Source organism: Nisaea sp. (assembly GCF_017640745.1).
Classification (GTDB): domain Bacteria; phylum Pseudomonadota; class Alphaproteobacteria; order Thalassobaculales; family Thalassobaculaceae; genus Nisaea.
This window is the reverse complement of the sequence record NZ_JAEPQA010000056.1, coordinates 1-9,076: the sequence shown is the minus strand read 5'-3', so window position 1 is coordinate 9,076 and position 9,076 is coordinate 1. Positions and strand designations below refer to the sequence as shown.

At 62.0% G+C, this 9,076-nt stretch carries 8 protein-coding genes and 1 pseudogene; 4 read left to right on the top strand and 5 right to left on the bottom strand.

What is annotated here, in order from left to right; all coding sequences use genetic code 11:
* From JJ959_RS21060 to JJ959_RS21040, 5 genes and pseudogenes are all read right to left on the bottom strand, one after another.
* Nucleotides 1-265, bottom strand: a pseudogene (locus tag JJ959_RS21060) (hypothetical protein); the annotation flags it as partial.
* Nucleotides 266-281: 16 nt separating this feature from the next.
* On the bottom strand, nucleotides 282-1,208 hold the full coding sequence (locus tag JJ959_RS21055) for a Gfo/Idh/MocA family oxidoreductase (protein ID WP_292888384.1): 927 nt from the start codon (nucleotides 1,206-1,208) through the stop codon (nucleotides 282-284).
* Nucleotides 1,209-1,223: 15 nt separating this feature from the next.
* Complete coding sequence (locus JJ959_RS21050) at nucleotides 1,224-2,777, bottom strand: PfkB family carbohydrate kinase (RefSeq protein WP_292888381.1); 1,554 nt, start codon at nucleotides 2,775-2,777, stop codon at nucleotides 1,224-1,226.
* Between the two features lie 485 nt (nucleotides 2,778-3,262).
* Nucleotides 3,263-3,931 (bottom strand): DUF1028 domain-containing protein, encoded by a 669-nt coding sequence (locus JJ959_RS21045; protein WP_292888378.1) that lies wholly within the window; start codon nucleotides 3,929-3,931, stop codon nucleotides 3,263-3,265.
* Nucleotides 3,928-4,863 (bottom strand): N-carbamoyl-D-amino-acid hydrolase, encoded by a 936-nt coding sequence (locus tag JJ959_RS21040; protein WP_292888375.1) that lies wholly within the window; start codon nucleotides 4,861-4,863, stop codon nucleotides 3,928-3,930. The genes JJ959_RS21045 and JJ959_RS21040 overlap by 4 nt, the downstream gene beginning before the upstream one ends.
* Before the next feature lie 103 nt (nucleotides 4,864-4,966).
* On the opposite strand from JJ959_RS21040, the gene JJ959_RS21035 reads away from it, so the two are divergent.
* The 4 genes from JJ959_RS21035 to JJ959_RS21020 form a co-directional block, all read left to right on the top strand.
* The gene (locus tag JJ959_RS21035; protein WP_292888373.1) at nucleotides 4,967-5,875 is read left to right on the top strand and encodes a LysR family transcriptional regulator; all 909 of its coding nucleotides are present in this window, start codon (nucleotides 4,967-4,969) and stop codon (nucleotides 5,873-5,875) included.
* A 129-nt stretch (nucleotides 5,876-6,004) separates the two neighbouring features.
* Nucleotides 6,005-7,078: an ABC transporter ATP-binding protein gene (locus tag JJ959_RS21030; RefSeq protein WP_292888370.1), complete on the top strand. Its 1,074-nt coding sequence runs from the start codon at nucleotides 6,005-6,007 to the stop codon at nucleotides 7,076-7,078.
* A 52-nt stretch (nucleotides 7,079-7,130) separates the two neighbouring features.
* Nucleotides 7,131-8,264 (top strand): extracellular solute-binding protein, encoded by a 1,134-nt coding sequence (locus tag JJ959_RS21025; RefSeq protein ID WP_292888367.1) that lies wholly within the window; start codon nucleotides 7,131-7,133, stop codon nucleotides 8,262-8,264.
* 80 nt (nucleotides 8,265-8,344) lie between these two features.
* Nucleotides 8,345-9,076: ABC transporter permease (locus JJ959_RS21020; RefSeq protein WP_292888364.1), on the top strand; the 732-nt coding region annotated here is incomplete at its 3' end.

Here is a 9,076-nt window from a genome sequence, read left to right as displayed (position 1 = left end):
CGGTGGGAACATCGACCGAAATGTAGACGACATCCGCACGCGAAAGGTCTGTCGGACTGGAGGTGAACTGCAGCCGGTCCCGGTTCGCGGCAAGCATTTCGGGCAGGTCGGGCTCCATCACAGGAAGCTCGCCGCGCCGGAGCCGTGCCGTCTCGTCGTCGGTTTCGGCAAAGCCGATCACCTCGAAACCGAGATCCGCGACGGCGACGGCGGAATTCAGCCCGAGATGGGTCATTCCGGCGAACCCGATGACGGGCTTTTTCATTCCGGCAGGCATGTCCTCAGGCCGCTCCATCGATCTCGACGGCAAGGCGCCCGAGCGAGCGATAGAGCCAGCGATCGTTTTCCAGGTTGGAGCCACCGCCTCCGGCGCAAAGCTTTTTGAAATGGGCGTATTCCGCCTCCCAGGTCGGGTCGTCCTGGACCAGGGTCGCGGCCTCTTCCGGCGGGCGTCCGCTGGGCAGGACCCGGCGGCGGTGGACGAAGCGGGACGGGCCCCATTTGCAGAGCGACTCGATGTGCGCGGTGCCGAGCTCCGCGAAAATGTCGCAGGTGAAGTGGTTCCGCCAGGAGAGAAGGGTCATCTCAAGCTCGATCCGCGGTCCTGCGCTTCCGGATGCGATCACCACATGATCCGGCGCCCGGTTTTCGAAACGGTCCGCGGAGATGATCGAGAAATCGTCGGCGATATCGCCGAACCAGAAGCGCGCCGTATCGAGCAGATGGCTGCCGAGATCCGGCAACACGCCGGCGCCCGTGTCGCGCCAGGCGGATTCCCGGACGAGCCGGGCCGTGCCGTTTCCATAGAACATCCGGCAGCGATAGATCTCGCCGAGCGTGCCGGAGGTGATGAGGTCACGCATGCGGACGAAATGCGGCTCAAAGCGGTGATTGTAGGCAGTGTAGCAGACCGAACCCGACGCCGCGGCAAGCCCGGCGAGCTCGTCGATCTGGTTCTCGTCGGAGAACCAGAGGGGCTTCTCCACCAGAACATGCTTGCCGTGAGCAAGCAGGTATTTCAGGAGCCCGAATTTGGGCTCGTCCGGGGTACAGACGAGAGCCGCGTCAAACCGGTTGAGCGGCACCTCCTCAAGCGTCCGGAAGTCGGCGTCTTCGTGCACCGGGTCGACGGTCCCGATGCATTCCTCGCCCGCGACGCGACGCCGCTTGTGGCCCTGGATGCCGAGGCCGACGATAAGTGCCCTCATGACCGTGGTCCCGTTCTAGTTTTCGAAATTCGCGCGCCGCTGGATCGCGTTGATCTTTTTCAGCACGTCCGCCGGGGTAACCGGGACATTCCCGTCCTGCTCGCATTCGACGGCCGCGGCAAAGGACCCGAGAACGGTCGCGATCGGTGCGCTGCCGGTGGTCATCATGGCAAGGGTGGCATAGGCAAGCAGAGCATCACCTGCTCCGACCGCGTCTTCCAGGTGATCGACGAAGCTGTCGACAACGAAGAAGGAATCGAGCAAGTGATGATCGGAGTTGCGACAGGTCAGGACACCTCGATCCCCGAGTTTCAGGATCAGCGTTCCGCATTCCGCCGCATCGTAGATCTGTGATGCCAGTGGACGAATGCCGGAGTCCTGGTCGGCGATGCTAAACCTTGCCTCGCGTTCGTTCGGCGTAATCAGGTCGAAGCCCTTGAACTCGGTGATGTTTCCCCAGCGACTTGCGACCTGGCTGTCGGCGACCTTGAAAATACCCGGGCGAATGGCTGCCACGAGTGACGGAATAGTGCGGCGGTTGAAAATTCCGTGGCGGAAGTCGCTGAATACAACGGCGCCTTCGGTTGTGGATCGGATCTGTCTAGCAAGCTTGCCTGCGATTTCGTCGGAAACGCTCGAGTTATCGAGAGTGTCGATCTTCAGGAGCCGGTAACCGCCGGCCACGACCGCGTTCTTGTTTGTTGTCGGTCGTGTCGGGTCAATGATCGGCTTCAGCTTGATCCCGGCTTCCTTCAGGTCTGCAAGCACAAAGTCCTTGTAACCGTCGTCCCCGAGCACTGTCGAAAATGTCACGTCCGCACCGGCGGCCGCCAGATGCTTGGCGACGATGGCGGCACCCCCGACATAGTCTCTTCGCCCCTGATAAAGCACGCTGATCGTTGGCGTCTTGGTCTGTCCGCCAATCATCGAGGTTTCTGTATAACTGTCGACGATGGTGTCGCCGGCGACATGGACCTTCTGGCCCGCCATGCTCTTGAGGGCACGGGTCATGTCGTCGAAACCGAACTGTTCCTGCTGCATCAGCATCAGGAGTTTCTCCATCGGGATCCGCGGCGCCTCGAGCTCGATCAGTTTCGATGACGAATAGACAATGTCGCCGGGGGTAAAGATCACTTCACCGCCGAAAGATTGAACGGTCTCGACCTCTTCCTGTGTTTTCTGTGGCAGCCCACTCGCCGTGTACTCGTACCCCTTGGCGAAAAGGTCCGGTTTGATGGTCAGCAGGTTCTCGAGCGGCTTAGAGTTCGGGTCTATCACCACGAAATCGACAATTTCGAACGCTGCGAGATTCATCGCCCGGAGCTGTTCCGGAACATGCGGGCGATAGATCCCTTTCGCGATGTGCTGGTCGGATGTCAGGCTCGCGATCAGGATGTCCGCCTTGCTCTTTGCAAACATGAGGTGGCGCAGATGCCCGGGATGCACGACGTCGAATACGCCGTGGCACATGATCACCTTCTTTTTGCGTGGGCGGGGACCGATGACTTCGGCGATTTCCTCGGCGGTCTTAATCTTGTGCTTGTAGCGTTCTGCAAATTCAGTGGTCATCAGGACGTGTTCCGGCTTCTCGATGCACTGACCGGATGCGAAATTTCCCGGTTGTAAGCGTAGGATAGCAGAAAATTTGTCGCTCGGGCTTCAGGCAATCTGTACCCGCGAATTGGCGCTTCGTGGCCAATTCGGATGCCAGACACCAACGTCGATGGAGCGTTGTCGCTCAGCTTCAATAACCATTCCCTGATTAGCGGCATTCTGCGGAAGCGCCGAACTTCCTTCGGATCGGGAAACCCACGCTCAAGGCAAGAAGATCTGGAATAGAGAGGCGGAGATTCTGGTAATCTGTAGGCGATATCAGTCGGCGTGACTTCAAGTCGTCCTGAGCCGAATCGAGAGGGTTAGGTCACCGGATGAAGCGCGGCGAGGCCTCACCGGTAGAGCCGGATTGGCGGCATCGAGCGGGACGCATTAGCTTTAGTGTCCGAGAATACCTTTTGCATCAGTTGGACAAACTATCCTCTGAAATGCCTATGCTTCTACCGCCTTTCAACCTCAGCCGACGACGGCGCAGCATCCGGATCCGTCGCCCGCAGGCGGTAGGCGGCCGCCTTCGGCGCCCAGTCTTGCCAGAGCTTCACGAGATCCGAAAGCGGGTCGGTGGAAAAGTCGACCCTGAGGTCGGCATCCATCAGATCGTCGCTGCCGAGAACCTTGAGGGCTGCCGACTGCAACGGCTCCTTCTCGCTCCCGGCGGCCTCGCCGGCTTTCATGCCCGCCTGCAGGCGCTCCTCGAGCGATCCGGTCGCCGCTTCGAAGGCGCGGACCATTTCCGGCAGGACCTCGGCGGTGCCGAGGAAATTTCCGAGAGCGAGGCAGTTCTCCCCGATCTCCCCGCCGCAATGGGGCAGGCAGGACGCGCCGGTATGATGCAGCGGCGTGCCCTTGAACGGCAGCACGCCGAGCTGGCGCCAGTGCGGGGCGGTCGCGGCATCGCGCATGGCGGCGAGCGTCTGCCCGGCGTCAGCGGTGCGGTGCCATGCCGCGAGACCGAAGCTGTGCAAGCGCGGATCTGTCCGCGCCTGGGAGAAGACGACACAGCCGTCGGTGACCGCCCCGACCCTGGCGCCGACACAGACGGAGGAGGTCGCGACGGCGAAGCCGATGCGGCCGGTCTCGAGACAGCGTCCTGCGATGGAGAAGGTCATTCCGCTGCCTCTATGCCTGTCTGTGCGGTGATCGGTCCGTAATGCTCGATCCGGCGGTGCCGGGCGAAATCGAACACGGAGCGCCGGATATAGGCGCCGAGATCGAGATCGCAATTGTGAGTGATGACTTCATCCTCCTCGGAGACGGCGCGCACCGCGACCTCTCCTGTCGGCGCGACGATGGCGGAGCCGCCGATCATGGCAAAGCCGTCCTCGGCGCCGCATTTCGCCGCGGCCATGACCCAGGCCGCGTTCTGGTAGGCGGCGGATTCGATGCTGAGGCGGTGGTGGAACTCGCGCAGATGGGCGGGTTCCGGGTGATGGATGTTCCGCGTCGGCGTGTTGTAGCCGAGCATGAAGATCTCGGCGCCTTTCAGGGCCATGACCCGAAAGGTCTCCGGCCAGCGCCGGTCGTTGCAGATGCACATGCCGATCCGGCCCGACGGGGTCGCGAAGGTCGGGAAGCCGAGATTGCCGACCTCGAAATAACGTTTTTCCAGATGCTCGAATTCGCGGTCGCCGATCGGGTCCTTCGTGCCGGGCAGGTGGATTTTCCGATACTTCCCGAGGATGCTGCCGTCGGGACCGACGAGAACGGAGGTGTTGAAGCGGCGATACTGGCCGCCTTCCATGATTTTCTCCGCATAGCCGAGATAGAAGCCGACCCCGAGTTCCTTGGCTTTGTCGAACAAGGGAGCCATGGCCGGGGAGGGGAGGCCCTCCTCGAAGAAGACGTCGTATTCTTCCGGCGTGTCGTAGATGTAGCGTGGGAAGAAGGTCGTGAGAGCGAGTTCCGGGAAAGTCACCCATTTCGCGCCGCGGCCGTGCGCCTCTCGGAGCATCTCGATCAGGCGCGTGACGACCTCCGCCTTGGTATCGTTGAGATGAACCGGCCCCATCTGGGCGACGGCGAACACTTCCTTCCGGCTCATTGAGGCCACTCCCGCTGATCTTTGCCTCTCTAGAGCTAGACAGCCGGAATATCACCGTGAAATAAATTAGAAGGGTAATAAAATAAGGTAAGGTTATTCTATCGTGATCAATGCGCGGCAACTGGAAGTGATCTGCACGGTCATCGAGGTCGGTACCACGGCGCGTGCCGCCGAATTGCTGAATGTCAGCCAACCCGCCGTCAGCAACATGATCCGCCATACCGAGGATCTGATCGGCTTTCCGCTCTTCGTGCGAGAGCGCGGGCGCCTGACACCGACCCGCGAGGCGCAGCACATTGCGCAGGAAGCGCAGTATCTCTTCATGCAGCAGAAGAGGATCGACGACATCGTTCACGAGCTGCGCGGCGGAACCGTCGGCCGGCTCAATCTCTTCGCCACGCCGTCGCTCGGGCACGGCATCCTGCCGCGGGTGATCTCCGAGTTCGTCCGTAACAAGCCCAAGCTGAAGCTTTCGGTCGAATTCGGCAGCATCGACGAGATCAACGAGCACCTGGTCAGCGGCCGGGCGGATCTCGGGTTCTCGATCACCCAGCCGCGTCACTCGGTGCTGACCGTCCGTCCGGTCGCGGAAGGCCGGATGATGTGCGTCTGCCCGACCGACCATGAGCTGGCCTATTCCGAGCGGGTCAACGTGACCGATCTCAATCACGTGAAGCACATTTCCTACGCCGCCAACACGCCGCTCGGGCAGCTGATCGATCCGGTCTTCTCGAAGCAGGGCCTGGAGCGCCGCTATTTCTGCGAGGTCCGTCACACGGCGACGGCGCTGGAAATGGCACTCAACGGCCTCGGGGTCACCCTGGTCGACAGTTTCGCCCTCGTTGGGCGCGACCTGACCACTCTGGCGGTCCGGCCGACCAACCCCGTGCTGAAGCTGAATCTCTACAGCATCACCTGCAATCTTTTTCCGACTTCAAACGTCGCGCTGCAGTTCCAGAGCTTCTTTGGCGACTACCTGAAGCGGCATCATCCGCCGCATACGGACATCTGACGAATAATTTCAGATTATATTCTTGGGCCAATTATTAATTTCTGGCTTCTAGAGACGGCGTGATTTGCTGACTGTCGAGTTTGGCCGGAACGGCTCCGGTCGCAATCAACGACAGGACGCCCGCACGCGATGAGCCAACCGATCCTCTCGATCCGCAATTCGGTAAAGCGCTATGGAAGCGTGCACGCGCTCGATCATGTCGATCTCGACGTGGCCGAGGGCGAGTTCCTGACACTGCTCGGACCGTCCGGCTCGGGCAAGACGACCCTGCTGACGGCGATCGCGGGCTTCACCGACCTGACCGAGGGCACGGTCTCGCTGCGCGGCCGCGACATCACCAAGGAGCCGCCGGAACACCGAGATTTTGGCATGGTCTTCCAGGGCTACGCGCTGTTTCCGACCATGAATGTGCGGCAGAATGTCGGCTTCCCGCTGAAGGTGCGCAAGCGGCCGGCGAGCGAAATCCGCGCCCGCGTCGACGAATGTCTCGATCTCGTTCAGATGGGCGAATTCGCGGACCGTATGCCGAGCCAGCTTTCCGGAGGCCAGCAGCAGCGTGTTGCGCTCGCACGCGCGCTCTCCTTCAAGCCGCAGGTGCTCCTGCTCGACGAGCCGCTCTCCGCGCTCGACAAGAAGCTTCGCGCCGACCTGCAGTGGGAGCTGAAGGCGCTGCACGATCAGCTCGGCGTCACCTTCATCTACGTGACCCACGATCAGGACGAGGCACTCTCGATGTCCGACCGGATCGTGATCCTGAAGGATGGAAAGATCCAGCAGTCCGGCATTCCCGGAGAACTCTACAACCGGCCGCGCACCCGGTTCGTTGCGGATTTCCTCGGCAAGTCGAACTTCCTCAACGTCACCATCAAGGAGCGGACCGGCGATCAGCTCGAATGCGTCGCCGGCGAGGCCCGTTTCCCGGTGGACGCCTCCGCGCATGGGATTGTCATGGGCGACAGCGCCGAGGTCGCGCTGCGCCCGGAACGCATTCGCATCGGCGCCGCCGGCTCGGAGTTCCTGACCGGAACCGTCAAGCAGGTCAGCTATCTCGGCGAACGCTGCCAGGTGCTGCTCTCCCACGGCGCCCTCGGCCAGATCCTCGTCTCCTGCCCGACCTGGAAAGCGGGGATCGATCCCGCGCCGGGCTTGGAGGTCGGCTTCGGCTGGGATGCCGACGCCTGCGTCATTCTCGAGGCCGACTGAACCGGCCCCGCAAAAGCAAGAAGACCGACATTTCAGCAACAAGGAGCTTCAAATGACTGAGACAACCGATTTCGAAGCCAAGGCGGACATCGCGGAGATCGCGGTCGAACGCTACAAGCAGGGCCTTCTGACCCGCCGCGGCTTCATCGCCGCCATGGGCGCGCTTGGCATCCTGCCCGCGCTCGGCGCCAAGGCGATGGCGAACACCAAGGAAATCATCGTCGTGAACTGGGGCGGCCAGGCCAAGGACATCCTCCAGGAAGTCATGTGCGACACCTACACCAAGGAAACCGGCATCAAGGTGACCGTCGACGGCTCCGGCCCGTCGGCCGGCAAGATCCGGGCGATGGTCGAAAGCGGCGCGGTGGTCTGGGACCTCTGCGACAGCGGCGCCGGCTCGGCGATCATCCTGGAGCAGCAGGGCGTCACGCAGCCGATCGACTACTCGATCGTCGACAAGAGCAAGGTGCTCGAGGGCGGGATCTACAACAACGGCGTCGCCAACTACGTCTATTCCTATGTCCTCGCGTCCAATCCGAAGCTGCTCGGCGGCAATGTGCCGCAGAGCTGGGAAGACGTCTGGAACACGAAGGATTTCCCGGGCATGCGCACGTTCCGCAAGTCGGTCCGCGGCATGCTGGAAAGCGCGACCATGTCCATGGGGGTGGCGCCGAAGGACGTCTACGAGGCGCTCGGCACCGACGACGGCATCAAGGCGGCGATCGACCGTTTCCGCCAGCTCCGCGAGCACGTCATCGTCTGGGGCTCCGGAAGCGACAGCCAGAACCTCTTCCTGCAGGAAGAGGTCACCATGGGCAACATCTGGTCGACCCGTGCCCACCTGCTGAAGGACCAGATGGACGAAGGTTCCTTCACCGTCACCTTCAACGGCGGCGTCGTCGCGCCCGGCATCTGGGTGGTGCCGAAAAGCAACCCGGCGGGCACCGAGGAGGTGATGAAGTTCATCGCCCATGCCCAGACGCCGGACCTTCAGGTGCAGTGGCTTGAGAAGATTGGATGCGGCCCGGCGAACCCGGCGGCAGCCGCACTGGTGCCGGAAGCGTTCCAGAAATGGAACCCGTCCAGCCCCGAGAATCTGGCGACTCAGATCATGTACAACGACGCATGGTACGCGAAGAACCAGATTGCCGCCGAAGAGCTCTATGTGGACGCGCTGATCAACTGATCGGCCGTCAAGTGCGGGACGGCAGACCCCCTCGCTGCCGTCCCGCCCTTCCCAGACAGATTTCTCCCTCCGGAGCCGACATGCCCCGCCTGACCGACAAGGCCCGTTACTGGATGCTGGTGCTGCCCGCTCTGGCGATCATGATCATCTTCTACATCCTGCCGGTGCTCGGTATCTGGGAGATCTCCGTCACCGAACCGGATCTCGGGTTCGGAAACTACGTGAAGATGACGGAATCGAACGCGGTCAAGACCAGCTTCATCCTGACCTTCCGGGTCGCCGCGATCACCACGATCGGCTGTCTGCTGCTCGGCTATATCGTCGCCTATACCATTTCGAATTTCGCCAGCCGCCTGACCCCGCTGATGGTCGCGCTGGTTCTGCTGCCCTTCTGGGTCTCGGTGCTGATCCGCTCCTTCAGCTGGATCGTGCTGCTCGGCCGTTCCGGCCTGGTGAACGACACGCTCAGGGATATCGGGCTGATCACCAGCCCGCTCCGACTCATGCACAACGAGACCGGCGTGCTGATTGCGATGATCCACGTCATGCTGCCCTTCGCCGTGCTGCCGATGCTGGCCAACATGCGCGGGATCTCGCGTTCCTATACGGACGCCGCCCGCGGCCTTGGCGCCAGCGAATGGACGGCCTTCCGTTCGGTCTATTTCCCGCAGACGCTGCCCGGTGTCTTTTCCGGCGCGCTGCTGGTCTTCGTGCTCTCGCTCGGTTTCTTCGTGACGCCGGCCCTGCTCGGCGGCGGCCGCGTGCTGATGATCTCGGAATACATCACCTACCAGATCCAGGAATTCCTTGCC